This is a genomic window from Paenibacillus canaveralius (assembly GCF_047238265.1).
In the GTDB taxonomy this organism is placed as follows: domain Bacteria; phylum Bacillota; class Bacilli; order Paenibacillales; family NBRC-103111; genus Paenibacillus_F.
Genome location: NZ_JBDFMM010000001.1, coordinates 2277846 through 2294673, shown reverse-complemented (window position 1 = coordinate 2294673; position 16828 = coordinate 2277846). Strand labels below are relative to the sequence as shown.

General features: G+C 55.4%; 16 protein-coding genes, 1 pseudogene and 1 riboswitch. Of the genes and pseudogenes, 5 read left to right on the top strand and 12 right to left on the bottom strand.

Annotation, left to right across the window (positions count from 1 at the left end):
* Positions 1–19 precede the first annotated feature (19 nt).
* A complete protein-coding gene (locus tag ABC395_RS10835; protein WP_413002920.1) occupies positions 20–865 on the bottom strand; it encodes a WD40/YVTN/BNR-like repeat-containing protein in 846 nt (281 codons plus the stop codon).
* Positions 766–1254, bottom strand: coding sequence for a hypothetical protein (locus tag ABC395_RS10830; protein ID WP_413002918.1), 489 nt, complete (start codon positions 1252–1254; stop codon positions 766–768). Before ABC395_RS10830 ends, ABC395_RS10835 begins: the two co-directional genes overlap by 100 nt.
* A 345-nt stretch (positions 1255–1599) precedes the next feature.
* Here ABC395_RS10830 and ABC395_RS10825 point away from each other — a divergent pair, with 345 nt between their 5' ends.
* Positions 1600–2469, top strand: coding sequence for a cation diffusion facilitator family transporter (locus ABC395_RS10825; RefSeq protein WP_413002916.1), 870 nt, complete (start codon positions 1600–1602; stop codon positions 2467–2469).
* An 89-nt stretch (positions 2470–2558) separates the two neighbouring features.
* The gene (locus ABC395_RS10820; protein WP_413002914.1) at positions 2559–3203 is read left to right on the top strand and encodes a hypothetical protein; all 645 of its coding nucleotides are present in this window, start codon (positions 2559–2561) and stop codon (positions 3201–3203) included.
* Between the two features lie 195 nt (positions 3204–3398).
* Here ABC395_RS10820 and ABC395_RS10815 read toward each other — a convergent pair whose 3' ends face one another.
* The 7 genes from ABC395_RS10815 to ABC395_RS10785 all read right to left on the bottom strand — a co-directional run bounded on the left by ABC395_RS10815 (position 3399) and on the right by ABC395_RS10785 (position 9365).
* Positions 3399–3890 (bottom strand): cysteine dioxygenase, encoded by a 492-nt coding sequence (locus ABC395_RS10815; RefSeq protein WP_413002912.1) that lies wholly within the window; start codon positions 3888–3890, stop codon positions 3399–3401.
* A 589-nt stretch (positions 3891–4479) separates the two neighbouring features.
* Positions 4480–5310, bottom strand: coding sequence for a Cof-type HAD-IIB family hydrolase (locus ABC395_RS10810; RefSeq protein WP_413002910.1), 831 nt, complete (start codon positions 5308–5310; stop codon positions 4480–4482).
* Complete coding sequence (locus ABC395_RS10805) at positions 5303–6079, bottom strand: DeoR/GlpR family DNA-binding transcription regulator (protein ID WP_413002908.1); 777 nt, start codon at positions 6077–6079, stop codon at positions 5303–5305. The genes ABC395_RS10810 and ABC395_RS10805 overlap by 8 nt, the downstream gene beginning before the upstream one ends.
* Before the next feature lie 209 nt (positions 6080–6288).
* Positions 6289–7242, bottom strand: coding sequence for an L-lactate dehydrogenase (locus tag ABC395_RS10800; RefSeq protein WP_413002906.1), 954 nt, complete (start codon positions 7240–7242; stop codon positions 6289–6291).
* A gap of 72 nt (positions 7243–7314) precedes the next feature.
* Positions 7315–8160: a hypothetical protein gene (locus ABC395_RS10795; RefSeq protein WP_413002904.1), complete on the bottom strand. Its 846-nt coding sequence runs from the start codon at positions 8158–8160 to the stop codon at positions 7315–7317.
* Between the two features lie 16 nt (positions 8161–8176).
* Positions 8177–8309, bottom strand: a riboswitch (cyclic di-AMP (ydaO/yuaA leader).
* A 250-nt stretch (positions 8310–8559) separates the two neighbouring features.
* Positions 8560–9099: a DoxX family protein gene (locus tag ABC395_RS10790; RefSeq protein ID WP_413002902.1), complete on the bottom strand. Its 540-nt coding sequence runs from the start codon at positions 9097–9099 to the stop codon at positions 8560–8562.
* A gap of 59 nt (positions 9100–9158) precedes the next feature.
* Positions 9159–9365 carry a hypothetical protein gene (locus tag ABC395_RS10785; protein WP_413002900.1) on the bottom strand — a complete coding sequence of 69 codons (207 nt, stop codon included), beginning with the start codon at positions 9363–9365 and terminating at the stop codon, positions 9159–9161.
* 420 nt (positions 9366–9785) lie between these two features.
* Here ABC395_RS10785 and ABC395_RS10780 point away from each other — a divergent pair, with 420 nt between their 5' ends.
* Positions 9786–11027, top strand: coding sequence for an acyltransferase family protein (locus ABC395_RS10780; RefSeq protein ID WP_413002898.1), 1242 nt, complete (start codon positions 9786–9788; stop codon positions 11025–11027).
* A 424-nt stretch (positions 11028–11451) separates the two neighbouring features.
* Here the strand turns inward: ABC395_RS10780 and ABC395_RS10775 are convergent, their stop codons facing one another.
* Together ABC395_RS10775 and ABC395_RS10770 are read right to left on the bottom strand one after the other, a co-directional pair.
* Positions 11452–13806, bottom strand: coding sequence for a YcdB/YcdC domain-containing protein (locus ABC395_RS10775; RefSeq protein ID WP_413002897.1), 2355 nt, complete (start codon positions 13804–13806; stop codon positions 11452–11454).
* A 71-nt stretch (positions 13807–13877) separates the two neighbouring features.
* Positions 13878–14597, bottom strand: a complete 720-nt coding sequence (locus tag ABC395_RS10770; RefSeq protein WP_413002895.1) for a potassium transporter TrkA — start codon at positions 14595–14597, stop codon at positions 13878–13880.
* Between the two features lie 211 nt (positions 14598–14808).
* Here ABC395_RS10770 and ABC395_RS10765 point away from each other — a divergent pair.
* Both ABC395_RS10765 and ABC395_RS10760 read left to right on the top strand, forming a co-directional pair.
* Positions 14809–15865 (top strand): annotated as a pseudogene (locus ABC395_RS10765) (FUSC family protein).
* A 181-nt stretch (positions 15866–16046) separates the two neighbouring features.
* The gene (locus ABC395_RS10760; protein WP_413002894.1) at positions 16047–16253 is read left to right on the top strand and encodes a hypothetical protein; all 207 of its coding nucleotides are present in this window, start codon (positions 16047–16049) and stop codon (positions 16251–16253) included.
* A gap of 169 nt (positions 16254–16422) precedes the next feature.
* Here the strand turns inward: ABC395_RS10760 and ABC395_RS10755 are convergent, their stop codons facing one another.
* Positions 16423–16812, bottom strand: a complete 390-nt coding sequence (locus ABC395_RS10755) for a hypothetical protein (RefSeq protein WP_413002892.1) — start codon at positions 16810–16812, stop codon at positions 16423–16425.
* Positions 16813–16828 lie beyond the last annotated feature (16 nt).

The following is a 16828-nucleotide window of genomic DNA, read 5'->3' as shown; positions in this document are numbered from 1 at the left end:
TGAACATAGCCTTATTTTTTTATAAAACGGACCACGATTTGCCGCCGTCTTTGGTCTGCACCAGAACGGATCTCTTCTGATCCTTCGTTTCGAGAAGAATCCAGCCCACATTTTCCGAAATAAATTGGAGCTGGGTCAACTGAGGGTATTTGCTCCACGTTCTCGACAAGATCTTATCCTCGCTCAGAGGTGCCCACGTTTTGCCTCTGTCGGTCGAGTGATACACGATATTTTTATCCAGGTACCATCCGTCCGTCTCACTCAGGAAAAAAGGCAGAGTGAACGCGTTGGACTCTTTGTCGGTTCCGACTTTGAAAGGCGCGTAACTCCAATTGACGCCTCCGTCGTCGGTAAATAAACCGTGAAACTGATCCGCCTCGCTGCTCGGACAGCTGAACGGAATCCAGCCTTTGCTCCGGTCCGACCCGAAGAAAACGGGCTGCAGCACGTCCACCACCTCGCAGGCTTCGCTGCTCCGGGCACTGGCGATTACTTTGCTTTCTTTCCACGTCCGTCCGCCGTCCTCGCTCCGGTACATTTTCGGCTGTCCTTTCACTTCCATGGACAGCCAGCCTGTCCGCAGATTCTGAAAAGTCAGTCCGGTAATGGTCCCTTCCTGGGGAAGATCGGCATCGGCTGTCCGCTGCCAGGTTGATCCCCCGTTGGAAGTGGAGTACAGGACGTGGCCGGAATCGGCCTTGGACGGGTCGGTGATGCTGAGCATCCAGCCGTTCTGCGGCGTCTGAAAATCCAGTACGACCGGGTTCATCTGTTCGGGCAGCTCGGCGGCTTTCCAGCTTCCTCCCCGTTCTCCGTCTGCCAGATGGTGGTCTTTCTGCCCTCCATGTCGCTGCGGACGATCCATCCCCTCTGCTTGTCCAGGAAGGAAATAGCCTGTCCGTAGCCCGGTGAGAACTTGAAATTACCGGCTGACGGAGGAGACACGTTCTGCCAGGTCTGCCCGCCGTCCAGCGTCCGGTACATGCGTAAAGACTCGTTCGTCACGCCCCAGGCGTAGCCTGTCCTATCATCGATCAGATGAAAATCGAGCAGCCTGGTCTGGATCTGGAACTCCGAAGGGGTATCCTTCTTGGTGTCCGGCCCCGGCTTGACCGTCGGCTGCGGTTCGGGAGTCGCCGTCGGTACCGGCGCCTGAGGCGCACCGGCCTCTTTGCTGCTGTCCGTACTGAGGCAACCGCTTAACAATCCTGCCATAAGCAGGCCTATCAGGAGCAGAGTGCTTCTGCGAATCATGCTGATACCTCCTAACCGGTCAAAATACAACCTTTTGCGTAACCCTGTTTGTAGACCGGCTTGCAAGCAGCCGGCTCATTTTCTATCAAAACAACGCTATCTGAAATTTCGCGGGGTTAAATACCTTACCCTATTGTAAAGAATTTTTCGGTTTCATTCCACCCCCCGGCGAATAAGTGCCGGAACAGCCCGCTGCCTGCGCTCCCGCGAAAGTTGTCCCGAACCAACATAGTGGACCCCGCCCATGTTTTCAGCCGCTGGTCAACACTGTTTCTCTAGACCCACACGGTTATCGTCCGGTACGATAGAAGTCCAGAACTAAGCAGGGCTATGGAGGCAGCGCAAGTGGACGCATATAACGATTTAAAACAAGGCGAACGGGGTGCGTGGACATCCATTGTCGCCTATATCGCACTGACCGTGCTTAAACTCGGCATCGGATACCGGGCCGGTTCGGAAGCGCTCACGGCCGACGGCCTTAATAACGCCACCGATCTCATCGCTTCCGTGGCTGTCCTGATCGGCCTGCGGATCTCCCGCAAGCCGCCCGACAGCGATCACCCTTACGGCCATTTCCGTGCCGAGACCATTGCGGCGCTCGTCGCTTCCTTTATCATGTTTGCCGTCGGCATACAAGTATTCATTCAGGCGGCCGGCTCTTTCGCGGGCCCGAAGCTGGAAGCCCCCGGCATGCTCGCCGCGTGGGTCGCTTTGCTGTGCGCGGCCGTTATGTACGGCGTGTACGCGTACAATATCCGGCTTGCCCGCAGGATCAACAACAAAGCGCTGCTGGCCGCCGCTTATGACAACCGCTCGGACGCTTTCGTCAGCCTGGCCGCTTTCGCGGGCATTATCGGAGCGCGGCTCGGGCTTCCCTGGCTCGATCCCGTTGCCGCCGTTCTCGTAGCCTTTCTGATCTGCAAAACGGCCTGGGGCATTTTCATCGATGCCGCCCACGCGTTAACGGACGGCTTCGACGATAAGAAGCTCGTGCTCTATAAACAGACGATTGCCGGAACACCCGGTGTGGAAGGAATCGAAGACGTCAGAGCCCGCGTTCACGGCAACCAGGTGCTGCTCGACGTCGTGATCGTCGTGGACTGCCGGCTTACCGTCGCCCAGAGCCACGATATCGCGGAAGATGTGGAGCAGCGGATGCTCCGCAAGCACAAGGTCGGTCATGTGCATGTGCACGTCGAGCCGACCCCGATGTAAAAAAAGCGGACGATTTTCTCTTGAACCTCACGCTGCGTGATGTGTTATTCTCCAATGCATAGACATGAAGCGGAGGTGATCGTCAGTTGTTGGATTTTATTTTACAGTATAAGTGGGCGTTTTTTATCGGAGGAGAGGCGGTTTTCTGGGGCAGCATCGTATGCTTTCTCCTGCTTCGCTACGTCTGGAATTACAGGAAACTGAGCAAGCTGTTTATTGCGCTGTTCCTGCTGAGCGATTTGTGGATGGCGGCCATCGGGTACCTGGATTACAGACGTACCGGACAATTCGAAACCTTCCAATGGGTGATTCTGATTTTTCTCGCTTACGCGTTGTTTTTCGGACGGAGCGATTTACGCAAGCTGGATACCCTTATCGCCAGAAAAACCGCAAAATGGCGGGGAATTCCGGAACACGAGCTTCCTCCCGCCGAGCCGAAATTAACGGGAGCCGCCCATACGCGCCGCGAGCTGAAGAACTTCTCGGTACATTTTGTTCTCTATGCCGCCGTTACGGCCGTTCTGATCGCGGTTTATGGAATACTTCCCGAGGAATCGCTCCCGCCCGAACCGTCCGGCCCGCTTGCTATTCGCCTAGTCTTGGCCGGCATCGTAAACCATGAGACGGCGGCCTCCGTTTTGAAAGTGTGGAGCCTCATACTGGCTGTTGACGCCGCCATTACGCTGTCGTATGTGATTTTTCCCAAAAAGCCGGATAAAACGATTTCCGGATAGCGTTTTGTCCGGAATGAATGCCGTTATATAGCACCGGACGGATCTCCGTTCGCTTGAAAGCCGCTCAAAAAGCCCCGGATGCGCCGGGGCTTTTGTTTTTTTCTTTTGCTAAAACCGCTGCCAGCCTCACTGCTTCACGTGTATCTTCGGACTGTGGCGTGCCAGTCCGGCAGCGAGGCAAAACACGCGCAAACATCAGATCACGAAGTCAAGCACCTCACGGTAAGGCAGATACGCTTTCGTCCCCGTTAACGGAGGCGAGTATACGTGAAGGCTTACAATCCGCTCTTTATGTTCGTTGCGCATTTCGTGAATTTGGCCGCGGGGGGCGTACATGCACTCACCGCTGGCGACGGTAGCCGCCATAAAAGGCTCGGGATACCCGCCCCGGTCCAATTCGTACCACACATTGAGCATCTCGCCTTCAATAACGCGGGCACAGCCGATCGAAGAACCGTGATCGTGAATAGCCGTTTTGCCGTGCCCCGGCAGATGGACCACGACGACCTCCACATCGGCTGTCCGCAGCAGCACATGCCGGCCGTAAGCCAGCCGGTCCGGCTCGGTAACGTGCGGTGCGATTTTGTCCTTCGTCAGGGCTAAGGCTTCCAGTCCTGCCCTAAGCTCGTTCATCGTCGGTTTTTTTAAGCCGCCGAACGCATGTTCAATCGATTGAAGCAGATTCATGCCGCATCCTCCTGTATATCAGGTATTCTTATGGAATGAATAACCGGAATTGATATCAGGATATGGGCCGGACCGCAGGATGGTGCCTGATCACGCCTTGCGGTTCAGCTTTAAAAACGCGGCAATCCGGCTTCCGACCGTCGTTAAAAGGCCCGCCCGGGAAATCCCGGACGGGCCTTTTCGCGTTGCGGCCGTTATCGTGCCGCGCCGCACACAGGGTACTGCGCGCCGCGTGAGCACGCGGGGACGGTTCCCCGCGAAACGCCTGCGGACCGGCAGGATTACGCTCCCGCTGCGAAAAGATGCCTCTCCGCGGGGGATTACGCTCCTGCGGGGTCCGTTCCGGCTTACGAACACCGCCGGCTGAAAGAAGAGCCGGGGCTGGCTTCGCAAGCCGGGAAACTCCGGCCCGCCGAGCGTCCGCCATAGACGTGCGCTGACCGTCTTTAAGCTTTAGTTTTGGTTTTGGTTTTGGTTTTGGTTTCGGTTTTGGTTTTGGTTTCGGTTTCCGTTTTGCTTTCGGTTTGCTTTCGGTTTTGCTTTCGGTTTTGCTTTCGGTTTTGCTTTCGGTTTCGCTTACGGTTCCGGCTTAGGCTTTCGCCCCCGCCGCCTTACGGCCAACGCCGCCGTGGTTGTGCTCCAGGACGGCCGTCACCGCTTCCGCGACCGACGAGGTTGTATGACCGGCTCCCGCTTTTACCTCGTCCCGGCTTTTGATCATCGCAAAGCTGTGCGGCGTCAAGGCGAACATCGGCAGATCGTTGAAAGAATCGCCGATGCAGGCAGCTTCCTCATGCCGGAGACCGAGTTCTTTAAGCAGCAGGGCCAGGCCGGTTCCTTTGGAAACCCCCGCGGGCATCAGATCCATACAGTCATGATCGGAAATGACGGCCTCCACGCTGCCTTCATATTTTTGCATAAGCTCCTCGCGGAAAGACAGCAGCTTCTCCATATCGCCGAACAGGGAGAGTTTGCAGGGCTTCACCTGTCCCGAGCGGATTTCCTCGCCGATATCGGGCTGAAGATGAACCGGGCTCAACTGGCGCTCCTCGTAAGGCCTGGAAGCGTCCGTGCTTCTGTGAAGGCGGATCGTCTCGTCCGAGCAGCAAACGAAGAAGACGAGTTCCCGCTTCGAGACGATCTCGAACAGATCGGACGCCCGGTCTGCCGGGAAATGCGAGGCGTGAAGCTGCTCTCCTTCCCTGGTGTAGACGGCAGACCCGTTCTGGCTGATGCCGTAAGCCCCGACGCCTACCCGGTCCATAATCTTCCGGATATCGGGATACAGCCGGCCCGATGCGATGCAAATCTGCACGCCCTGCCCAGCCGCTTCGCGCAGCATGCGGGCATCCGGTTCCGCGACCTCCAAATCGGCATTCATGAGTGTACCGTCCAAATCCGTTACGATCAGTTTAATCATGCTGAGTATCCCCCTCTACGATGAGCAGCTCCACATCATGCCTTTCCAGCAGGCGGAGTATGCTTTCTTCCGGCTCCCGGTCCGTTACGATCACATCCACATCTTCCATACCGGCAACTTTATAAAACAACTGTTTGCCGAATTTCGTGTGATCCGCCAAAACGACGACACGATCAGCTCTGCGAATCATTTCACGCTTAATGGAGCCGTCCTCTTCATGCGGGTAAGAAAGCCCGTCAGGGCTGATCCCGCAGGCGCCGAGAAACAGCAAATCCACGTAGTAATCCCCCAACTGCGCCAGCGCAGTCGCCCCGAACAAAAACCGGTGCTCGAGATCAAGCTGCCCGCCGAGCATATGGACCTTGAAGCTTTTACTGTCTGCGAGTTTCGCCGCAATATCGATGGAATTCGTCACAATGACATTGTCCGTCGTCTGTATATGCTCGGCGACCGTCGCAACCGTCGTCGACGTGTCGAGAAACAAGTAATGCTTGTCGCGGATCAGCTTGGCGGTTTCCCGGCCGATCTGCCGCTTCTCGTCCGACGCTTTCTGCATCCGGTCCTTATAAGCGGTCACCGCGCGGTTCATCGACGGCAGCATGGCTCCTCCGCGTGTCCGGACAATCAGCCCCTGCTCATCCATCCGCACAAGATCCCTCCGCGCGGTGTCCCGCGACACGTCGAACCTGTCGCAGATTTCCTTCACGTCCATCCGCTGATGATCCCTTAAGTAGTCCATAATCGCTTCGATTCGTTCTTCCTGAAACATATCGGCACACCCTTAAGTGATTTCATGTAATTGTTAATGATTTATAAGTAATTATAAGTTTTGTTAAGTCGTTTTGTCAATCAAACGTATTTCCCTCCAAAAAAACACCTGCACAACAAACAAAAACAACTGCAAAAAAGCGGCTGATAAATCAGCCGCCCGTTTGACATTTTATTAGCATGCCCTGTATGAGTTCATCTATCTTCCGCCTAAAGGCGTTCCGAAATCGACTCGATCATTTCCCGGATTTTCGCTCCCGATTTGCGGAGCTTCTCTTCTTCTTCATCGCTCAGAGGCAGCGTAATGACTTCCCGCACGCCCGTACGATCCACAATACACGGAACCCCGAGATACACGTCTGACATCCCGTGATAATTGGAGACGAACGTCGATACGTTGAGCACGGCTCCCTCATCGCGCAGAATCGCGGTACAAATCCGGTCAAGCGCCAAAGCGATCGCATAATAGGTCGATCCCTTCGCTTCGATAATCTGATAAGCCGCGTCCCGCGTATTCCGGAAAATTTCGTCCTTATCATCCTGATTCAGTTCAAGAGGCAGACCGGCAAAATTCGCCAGACTCCATAGAGGCACTTCGGAATCCCCGTGCTCTCCGACAATCGCCGCATGAATGCTGCGCGGGTCCACTTGAAGCTTCTCGCCGATCAAATAACGGAAACGCGCGCTGTCCAGCAAAGTTCCCGAGCCGATGACACGGTTGACGGGCCATTCCGACTTTTTCCACGTAAAATAAGACATAATATCGACCGGATTGGTCGCCACCAGAAGAATACCTGTCTGGTTGTACTTCGTCACATTCTCGACGATGCCGTTAAAAATGTCCACGTTGCGCTTAAGCAGATCGAGACGGGTTTCCCCCTGCTTTTGCGCGACACCCGCACAAATAATGATAATGTCGGCGCCTTCACAGTCGGAATAATCTCCCGCCCATACTTTGACCCTGCCGGTAAACGGCAGGCCGTGGTTCATATCGAGTGCGTCCCCGTTCGCTTTCGCGTGATTATAATCGATGAGGACAAGTTCGGACATCCGCTCTCTGAGCAGCAGGGTATACGCCGTAGTGGAACCGACGGCCCCCGTTCCGATGACAACAATACGTGTTTTTTTGGCTGTTTCCAGGTTATCGAATTCGTTAGCAGACACGAGAACCTCTCCTTTCAGGGGAATTCTGGTATTATTGTAGGCGAATTTCCCACTAAAAAGCAAACGTCCGGTCTACAAAACGATAAAATAGGCCCGGGATTGCTCGAAAAGCGCCGGCTGGTCCAACTGAAATCCGGTACCGATATACCCGCAAGTCTGCACCGGGGCAAGACGCGCGGGTTCGGGATAGCCGCCTTCTTCCAGCCAGTCCGCTCCCAGCACCGCAGCGGTATGCTCCCACAAGCAGCAGGCCGGACCGATCAAATAATCTTTATGCATCGCCAGAGCCGTTCCTTCCTGCCGAAGCATGTACGCGCTGCGCAGATCATCCAGCAGAGATCCGCCGCATCCCGGGTGAATCTCCCGCTCCGTCCGGAGCGCATTAGCGGAGCTTTGCGCCGAAACGGCAATTTCGATGCGCGCGACCTCACCGCTGCGGGAACGGTAACGCGGTTCCGGGCCGGACCGTAGGCCGCCTTCCTCATTCAGGACCGCCGCCGGCCGGGCACTGAATGAGCTCGTAACGGAACGGCCGCAGCTCCCGTAATATCCGGCTCCCCCGTAGCTTCCGAGGACTTCCACAAACGGTTTACGCCGTGACCGGGATATCAGATCGAACAGCGCCATCTCGGCGAGATCCGCTTTGACATTTCCCCAGAGAACGCGGTTCAAACGGACGATATCGAGTGCTTGCGTCGTCGTCGTTTTTTGTAGCCGGTACAGGAAACGGGCCCAGGTCACAAGGTCGAAATATTTCTCGTTCACCGCCATCAAGCATTCTCCCCAGCCTGTCTCTCCCGCCTCGTCCGTAAGCTTCAGCAGCCCGTACCGGCAATTCTCCAGTGTTCCTTTGGCATAATGATAGCAGCAGGGTACATCGAATTCGAACAGTTCAATCCGGATAATTCGTGCGTCCATTCTTCCTTTTCCACTCCTTTTCTCCCAATAACGCTTGCGAGGTTAGCTGCCGGGTTCGGGTTTGAGAGACCCCTACGGATACGGATTCCGATTCACCCCAGAAATGTGGGTCCCCCGCTTCTCGTTTGAGAATTAAGCGCGCAGATGAAGATGATGACAGAACCGCCTCCGGCGTCCGGACAAGCGCTCCGAAGCCGGATCCGGCGGACCCTGAGAGTATGTTACCTCCGCGAATCGGGCCTGTAAACAAATCCGGTGGACAGCCCGATTCCATTTTGTGCCATGTAACCCCATTCATTCTATCGTTGCTTCATCAGGCTGTCCGGTGCTCATTCTTTCTCCGTTTATCACAAAAAAGCCCCGGTATCCGGGGCTTTTTCGGTAAGCATTATCGTTCGGTCAGATATGAGCGCGTGTCTTGCCTCCCCCGAGAGTCGGGTTTGCGCCGTGGTCTCCGCGATGGCGGAGAAGCTTGCGAAGGTAAGGAAGGATGTAATAGTCGGCTCCGAACTTGCCGGCGTTGGCTCCTGCGGCGATGACGATCACACCGAGCAGGATCATCCAAGGGTTCGTGCTTACGGTACCTGCGAAGAGGAACATGAAGTTCATCAAGACTCCGAAGAATGCTGCCGCCGTTGTCAATGCGCCGAGGACAAGACCCAGTCCTACCAGAAACTCTCCGAGCGGAATCAGTACGTTAAACAGTTTGGCATTCGGCAGTGCGAAGTTTTCGAGGAACGCGGTGAATGTCGGATAGACCAGCTCGTTGGTCGCTTTATCCATAACCGGCTTCGCTACCGCGCCTTTCAGGAAGCCCGTGGCGTCAAATCCGCCCGTCAGTTTGTGCCATCCTCCGGTAATCCATGCGTATCCGAGATAAAAGCGGAGGATGAGCATCAGACCTGCCGCGTAGACGTTCGTTCTTAACCAGTTAAACATATAAATTTCCCCTTTCAAGCTGCGTATTCTGTATGATGGTTTTGCGTGTTTCCGTTTCTTTAGAGCCAGTACTGCTCGATCAATCCGCATTCCGCTTCCAGAGGAAGAGGAAGTCCGGTTTTGCCGGCCGCTTGCATTCGGCCGATTTGCCCTGCCTGCACACAGTCGAAGCATAAATCTTTATAACCTTCGGGGTGCTGCTGAAGCCGGGCGCCGCATGCCTCACAGTGTGCAGGTGCCGCGTTTACAAGATGAAGGGCGGTCATGATACTCGCATCCTTTCGAGTTCGCAATTTATTTTGTGAATATTTTCACATTCTTGGCCGTAGAAAGCTTTTCTTCCCTTCCCGAATCATTCAGGAAGTTCGGATGAGCCGGCGGAGCCGTCAGCTCTGGTTATCAGAGGCTTTAACCGGCAGTCTTCGCAAATCCAGGAGGATTTGATTTTTTTCACGATCGGAATACCGGAACCGCATTGCGGGCATCTTCCTTGTTGAACTTGCGGGTCAGCTGTCTCTTTCATGGCTCCTTCACCTTCTTTCGTGTGTTGTTCTCTCTTTCTGACTTTAGTATAGTCCTCCCTCGGGAGGTATGTATGTGATATTAATCACACTTAGCCCAAAATAAGTGATAATAATCATGTTCAAGCATTCTTCATAATGAAAGCCGTTACTTAATAAGGGCATGTGAATAATATCACAATTACTTCAACCAAGAAGTTCTATACTTTTTTTAGAAAGCCAACTACCCGTAACAGCCGCTTCCGGCAGGTTTGGCTGCCTGGCGTTTCTACTATAGAAAAAGAAACAACGAAAGTCCGAACCGAACAAAAATTTGCACAAAGCGAGATGACCTCCATGCGAAACCATACTGCCGTCTATTTCACAAATGTCCGTTTTTTCCTGATCCTGCTGGTCGTTCTGGTCAACCTGCTGCTAACCCTCCCGCCTCTGCCGGAAGCCGCGCAGGCTGTCGTGACCGCCATCTTCACGTTTCATCTGCCGGTGTTCGTGCTGGTAACCGGCTATTTCGCCAAAACCTACTGGCAGAAACCCGAAGCGGCAGCCGGAATGCTGCGGATCGCCCTGCAGTATCTTTTCTTTCAGACCTTGTATTCGGTCCTTGATCTGTTCTGGCTCCACAGCCCCGGCATCCGGTATTCGTTCTGGCTGCCTTACTGGATGCTCTGGTTCCTTACCGCACATTTCGGCTGGAAGCTGCTTCTCATCCCGTTCACCCGGCTTAAGCACCCGGTGGCCGCCGCCATCCTGCTCGGCGTAGCGGCCGGCTTCCTGCCGGCGGAAGCGGGCGCGTGGCTCGGCCTGACGCGCACGCTCGTGTTCTTCCCGTTCTTCCTCGCCGGCTACTACTGGCGGGAAGAACGGGAGCCCCGGCGGCGCCCGGCCGTGCGGCGCCTCGCGATCCGGGCCGCTGCGGCGCTGCTGCTGCTGGCGCTGCCCGCGTTCTGGCACGCGGCGGGCGCGGAAAGCGCCGCGCAGTGGCTCGCCGGCGGCGCCGGCTACGCGCAGCTCGGTGTCCCGGCCGCGGCGGGCACGCTGCTGCGCCTCGGCTGCTACGCGGCGCAGGCCGCCGCATCGGCTGCGTTCCTGCTGCTGCTCCCGCGCGCGGAAAGCCGTTTGACCGTCCTCGGCGGACGGACGGTCTACGTCTTCCTGCTCCATGGCGCCGCCATCAAGCTGCTGGGCGCAGCGGGGCTCCTGGAGCTGCTGGCCCGGCTGATGGGCGCGGGAGCGGCGGGGACCGCCGGGGCGCTTGCGGCGGCATGTGCGGCCGCGGCCGCGATCGTGGCGGCGCTGTCGGGCCGCCGGTTCGCCGCCGCGATGCGCCCCTGCATCGAGCCGGACGCGGCCCGCGCCCTCCGCTGGCTGCAGCGGAGACTGCCCGGCCGGGCGCGCAGCACGTACTAGCCGCCATGCGCGGACTTTGCCCGTTCGGATTGCGGCTGTTTCCGGCATCAGGAGCGGAGTTTCGCCGCGGTGCGGCGCGTAGGGCCGGAATTAACCGCCTCCGGCGCCGGGCTCTCGAGCGTATGCCTGGCAGCAGGTTATGACGCCCCGCGGACTGATCCTTTGCACCGGCTTATCGAAGCCTGATTATAAGCCGCCTCCGCTTCCAGCCGTTCACGAACTAGAGTCGCGCGGCATATCGGTCTACAGCAAAAAAGCCCGGCCTGAATAACTCTGGCCGGGCTTTTTTTGTCGCTATGCTGCCCTCATTTCCGGACTCCGCGCACCGGTCATCCTCGCTGCGCATTCTTTAACGGGCCAGCGGGTTTACGCCCCTGCGAGGCCGGATCCGCTTCATTGCCGCCATTCTTGGCTTGGACGCCGGCTAATAGGCTATCGGCTGATCCGTTCTGCCTTGAAGCCCCGCCATCCGCAAAAGAACGATGGCCGCCTGCGCCCGCGTTACCTTATCATGCGGACGGAACTCGCCCCCGATATCCCGCATCAGGCCAAGCTTCATGACCAGGAAAACATCGGCTTTATTCCCGATAACGTCTTCGTCCGTTACCCCAAGCTTGCCGATCGGTTTATTCAGCAGGGAGGAAAGCTTCTCGTACCGCAGCTCGTTGACAAGCGCCGCGGCAAGCTTCTCGCGCGTCAAAGGCTCATCCACACCGAGCTTCTTTTCGGGGTCTGTCTTCAACCGGTTCAGATCGGTGAGCAGACTGACGGCTCCGTAGTAGGGACTCCCCGGCTGGACATCCGCATAAAGCGCTTCGGCCTTCCGGTAGCTCTCCCCGTAAAACGGCACCGGTCTGATTCCACGGGCAAACATCGTCAGCCAATCCCCGTAAGTAAGAACGGCTTCCGGGTTCACATTCCCGTCCCCGCCGGGCACGAGAACTTGGAGCCGGAGGAGTTCGGCCAGCTCTTTTTGCGCCCAATGGTCTTGTATATCCTTTGCCTCGGGCGGCTTGGCGGCCGGTTGGCTGAACGGTCTCAAATCCCGGAGCTTGCCGGACGACGCATCGAGTACCTGCTGGATCGTCTCCTCTCCGGTGACCTGCCGGTAAACGAGCAGCAGTTTTCTGTCTTTCTCATCGCCCCTGTTGTAGAAAGCCCCGTTCATCGTATAGGCCAAGCTTACTTGTCCGTCGCCCTGCAGACGTTTCAGGGCCTCTTCCTTCGTTACGGCAGCGGGTTTAACCGCCTTTAAAGCCTCACCGATGTCTTCCTGCTCGTAAGGAAGCTGAAGCGTATACAGGCTCCCGTCTCCGTGGAGATTGAGGATAATGAGCTGATCCTGAACGGGAATTCCTTTATAAACCCGCTGAAACTGGTACGTAAACGGCTCGTTTTTCTGACTTGAAGCCTGGTTCGTTATCGAATCGTTCTTGATCAGCTTCCAGTTTTCAGAGGCTTGCGGAACGAGCTTATCAATCAATTGAAGCGCTCTCGCATCCGCGGTTTCTTTTTTAATGCTGCGCGCCTTCACGTTAGAATTCCGGTTCCAGGGCGGATAGACTCCGTTATCGTTTAGTTCGAGGATTTGCCCCGTCCGGACATCGACAATCGCACTGTATTTGTCGCGGTTTTCGGCTTCGTCCTCCCAGTTCAGACTCCAGACGAGCTGTCCGGGCACGCGCCAGTCTTCCTGCTCAAATTTCTGAACCAGCTTGCTTCCCTCCGGAACGTAACCCGTCGCTTTTACGCGTTCTGCCGCTTGCTCCGCGCTTAGCGGCGCTCCCGTATGCGTTTTGAAAGAAGAGCCGGTTTTCGGGATATCCACATAAGCCGAAGGCCCGTAGGCGGTATAAATTCCCGTGGACACATACTCCCCGCTCTGCGCGTCGACAGGCATATAAAACAAAGGATTCCGTGCATAACCGAGTATCCATTCTTCAGGACCCGATTCATTATGAAGTTTCACGTACTGCAAATCGACCGTAAAATCCTTCTTGTACTTGGCGGCCGCCTCCTCCGAGGTTATTTGAGGGGCGGCGGAAGGAAACGAGCCTCTGTGAAAACTGGCGTTGAGCCCCGTAACCCGGCCGTCCCCGCTTACCCGAACGTTGATGCCTTCGAAATCGACGAACAAACCGTTCACTTTACGCCTGAATGACAAATCGTAAGAGAGCGGCCCGAACAGCGCGCTTTGTGATCCGTTGGCAAAATAACGTTCAAGGGTTTCTTTTTCCAGGGACGGCACCGCCTTTTTCACAAAGTCCAGGGCGATTTGAGCGGCTTTCTCCTGATTGACCGCCGGGGGATAAAAACTCTCCTTTTCTTGAAGCCGGTCGTCAGGAATAGCGGTAGACAGAACATCTCCGGTCCGTGCATCCACCCTACTGTGGAAGGACGTAGTGGAATTTCCTTGCGTCACGGACCAGGAAATCGTCCAGGCAAGTCCCGGAAGGGGCGGATAGCCGTCCGCCGAATCGTCCAGCTTCGCCGACGACACTTCCGCTTTCTTGAGGTCGGGAAACAACTCTCTCAGCCTGGCAATCGCCTGCTCTTTCGTAATCTTGGCCTCTTTCTCCAGCTTGGCGCTATCCGGTATTTCGGCTGCTGGAACCGGTGCGCTTCCGGATACGACTTTCGGTTCCTCCTGAAACCTGTATGCAGGAGCGGACACCGGTTCCGCACCGATATTTCCGGGCAGCAGAAGACCGACTCCAAGAGAGCCGGCCACCGTAAAGAGCCCCGCTTTGCGCAAGCGGTCCGCGCGTTTGTTCTTCATCCCAAATCCCTCATCTCCATTTGTTAAGGTTTTCCATATTATTTAAACGCATGGAAGAAGGAATAGTTTCGTCACAAGAGAGAAACGGCCTTGTTTTCGTCGATCAGATTTTCGTGCCTGTGTTCCAGTTCTTTGCTGAATTTTTCCGAAATCTGCTTTCTGTTCCCGTATACGTACAAAACATCCCCCGCTTCGATGGTGGTATCGGAATTTTTGCTCCGTCTCCGGATTCTCAGCGATCCCCGCTGCACAAAGAGCAGGTTAATGTCTTCTTCTTCCGTACAGAGCTCGTCGATATGACAATGCTCGTACTCGGAATTTTCCATGATGGGAATATCGGTGATCCAGTCTTCTTCGTCCTTGTATAAAAGCTCGCTTACCGGCAGCTCCTCCACGCCTTCGTCTTCCTCCAGAGGCGCATGAAGCTTTTTGCTCAGCCGTTTGTGCATCGGCTTCATTTTCAGAACGAACAGCAGTAAAACCAGAATACCCGTGATGATAAGCAGCTCGGGCAGCCGGAACCTCTTTTCAAGCAGGTTGGACACGAGTGTAATGATAACGGCCAGAGAGAATACGCCGAACAAAATGAGAAAAATACCGATTCGCCTGCGAACCGGATGCCGGATAATGAGCTCGGATTCCTGTGTGGTAAAGCCCGTGCCTGTCAGCAGGGAAGTGACTTGAAAGCGGGCGATTTCGTTGTCCAGCCCGGTCAGCATCATCAGTACCGCCGAAATTTCAATAACGAGCAGTACGATCCCTAAATAGATGACGATTAATAGTAGCTCCATGTTATGCCTCCCAGCCTCTACACCTTTTCAATAACCGTTCCCGCGGGTATGTGAAACTAACAGCTTTTGACTGCAGCAGGGGGGATTTTACGGTTTTCACGCCGCTCTCAAGGCCCGCTCCGCCGGTAATTTTCCGGCCGATTGACTAGTCCGCTCCTGCAATGCGATAATGAGTTCGTCATCTCGAACCATCTGAAGGGAGTTACTGCATGTGACGTTCGGAGCCAGAATGTTAAAGACGGGCATGGCCGTCACTCTAGCTTTGTACTTAAGTATGCTTTTGCATACGACCGCCCCGGTTATTGCCGCGGTTGCCGCGATCTTCGCCCTGCAGCCGTCCATTTACCGGTCCTGGCGATATTTTCTCGATCAGACTGCAAACCAACACCTTGGGAGCCGCGCTCGCGCTCGTCGCCGGTACGTTCTTTCCCAAGCACCCGATAGCCATCGGAATCGTTTGTATTCTGGCCATTATGATCTGTCTTAAAATGAAAATGGAAGCGAACATCGGCCTCACCCTCGTAACGGTTATCGCGGTCATGGATGCTTCCGGCGGCCACTGGTGGTTCGCCGTCAACCGCTTCCTGCTCACTTCGCTCGGAGTCGGGTCCGCCTTCGTCATTAACGTGCTGTTCTTCCCGCCTAACTGGCAGAAGCGGTTTATGGAAGAAGTGCACGGCGTTTTCAGTCAGATTTCGCCGCTGCAGAGGACCGTCATTTCCAATGAAATGAAAGAATCCGTTTTTCAGGAGACGAAAGACGGCGTCGTGGGCGCGCTGTTCCGGCTGGAGGAGAAATACAAGCTCTTCGAAGAAGAACAGAAGAAGCTCAAGCGGCTGAAATACAGCCAGTCCAAGCGGCTTGTCGTCTATAAGCAGATGCTTCATACCCTGCGCAAGGGCGTGGATATTTTACAGCTGGTCGAAGAGCATTATTTCCAGGCTTCACGCACTTCAAACATGAACGCCTTCGTCGACGAGCACTTGGAAGCCCTTACCCAATATCATGAGTATGTGCTTATGAAATTCGAGAAGAAGTATAAGAACGAGTCCTACGAGAAGCTTGAAGCGATGGATCTCAAAAACGACGCCTTCCTGAGACTCATAACGGACGCTTCCAGCAGCACCGGGGACCTGCACCGGCTCGTTGTGGTTGCTTCCGGGATCTATGACTACGGTCATCAGATCGTGAGGCTGGACAAACTGGTCGAGCAATTTTTCAAAGGCGCCGAAGAAAACGAAAAACAGACGGGCATTAAGTTTTTTTAATGTCTGGTCTGTTTTTCTTTTTTTAAAACTATGTGAACTCTTGAAGTTGATTTCAATCCATACAAAACCGGGCGGCACGTTAGTTAAAAGCGCAGCGAAAGTTATAATCCGGCCGTGTCCGGCACATACTAACGCCATCCAGGACTTCCATACGGAAGTCTTTCTAAAGGAGAACCTGTTTATGACCGAAAATCACGATCCTAATTTCGTACTGGGCGCCCCCCAATCTTCCAAGGAAGCAGCCGAAGTCACTTCCTCTCAGGGAACGGAACTGACCCGGGAGCAGTTCCTCAAGTCCTACACAGCCGGCACCATCGATGATGACCATGGCTTTGGCGAGGAATCGGAAGCCGGCTACCGGCCCGAATCGACACCCGACAGAGCCTGAGCCTGCCGCCGAAAACGGCGTAAGCCGGTTGACCCGAGCGCAGCACGGAAGGCCGACAGCCGGAGCCGGCTATGCAAAAACCCCCGCAGTCATGTGGCCGTAAGGCTTGTCTGCGGGGGTTTTGTATGTGCGTCGCCCTGTGTTCAGGCTGCCTGCGATGCTTGCGGCCTTACTCCACGGCGTGAAGGCCGCTCAAGCGCGAGACGGTCAGCAGCAGCTCGTCGCGCAGCGGAACGATGAATTCCACCGCACCCATGGTGAAGATGCCGCTTCTGTTGTGAAGCTTTACTCCGCTGACGCTGAGCTTGTAATGCGGAAGACCGGCCGACATCGAAGTCAGCTCGCTCCCGCCTCCGCTTCGGGAAGAAAGCGTAAGCGTGCGTCCTTTGGCCTCGAAAGGCACAATGCTGAGAATCGCCTGCAAAGGGATATAGTAATTGACGTGGGGTTTCTGGACGATGAGTTCTTTCGTCGTGACCGTAAGTCCCAGACCGCTTTTTTTGTGGGAATATTTCAATTCGCCGTCTGTCATCTGGATAGAAATAAAATCGGGATTCATTCCGTCTGGCGCCCCC

Bases quoted from the DNA above. Each gene is read 5' to 3' on its own strand.
- ABC395_RS10830 (WP_413002918.1), bottom strand. From the start codon at position 1,254: ATGATTCGCAGAAGCACTCTGCTCCTGATAGGCCTGCTTATGGCAGGA.
- ABC395_RS10775 (WP_413002897.1), bottom strand. From the start codon at position 13,806: ATGAAGAACAAACGCGCGGACCGCTTGCGCAAAGCGGGGCTCTTTACG.
- ABC395_RS10790 (WP_413002902.1), bottom strand. From the start codon at position 9,099: ATGTTTAACTGGTTAAGAACGAACGTCTACGCGGCAGGTCTGATGCTC.
- ABC395_RS10770 (WP_413002895.1), bottom strand. From the start codon at position 14,597: ATGGAGCTACTATTAATCGTCATCTATTTAGGGATCGTACTGCTCGTT.
- ABC395_RS10835 (WP_413002920.1), bottom strand. From the start codon at position 865: ATGGATCGTCCGCAGCGACATGGAGGGCAGAAAGACCACCATCTGGCA.
- ABC395_RS10755 (WP_413002892.1), bottom strand. From the start codon at position 16,812: ATGAATCCCGATTTTATTTCTATCCAGATGACAGACGGCGAATTGAAA.
- ABC395_RS10795 (WP_413002904.1), bottom strand. From the start codon at position 8,160: ATGGACGCACGAATTATCCGGATTGAACTGTTCGAATTCGATGTACCC.
- ABC395_RS10810 (WP_413002910.1), bottom strand. From the start codon at position 5,310: ATGATTAAACTGATCGTAACGGATTTGGACGGTACACTCATGAATGCC.
- ABC395_RS10815 (WP_413002912.1), bottom strand. From the start codon at position 3,890: ATGAATCTGCTTCAATCGATTGAACATGCGTTCGGCGGCTTAAAAAAA.
- ABC395_RS10785 (WP_413002900.1), bottom strand. From the start codon at position 9,365: ATGACCGCCCTTCATCTTGTAAACGCGGCACCTGCACACTGTGAGGCA.
- ABC395_RS10805 (WP_413002908.1), bottom strand. From the start codon at position 6,079: ATGTTTCAGGAAGAACGAATCGAAGCGATTATGGACTACTTAAGGGAT.
- ABC395_RS10760 (WP_413002894.1), top strand. From the start codon at position 16,047: ATGACCGAAAATCACGATCCTAATTTCGTACTGGGCGCCCCCCAATCT.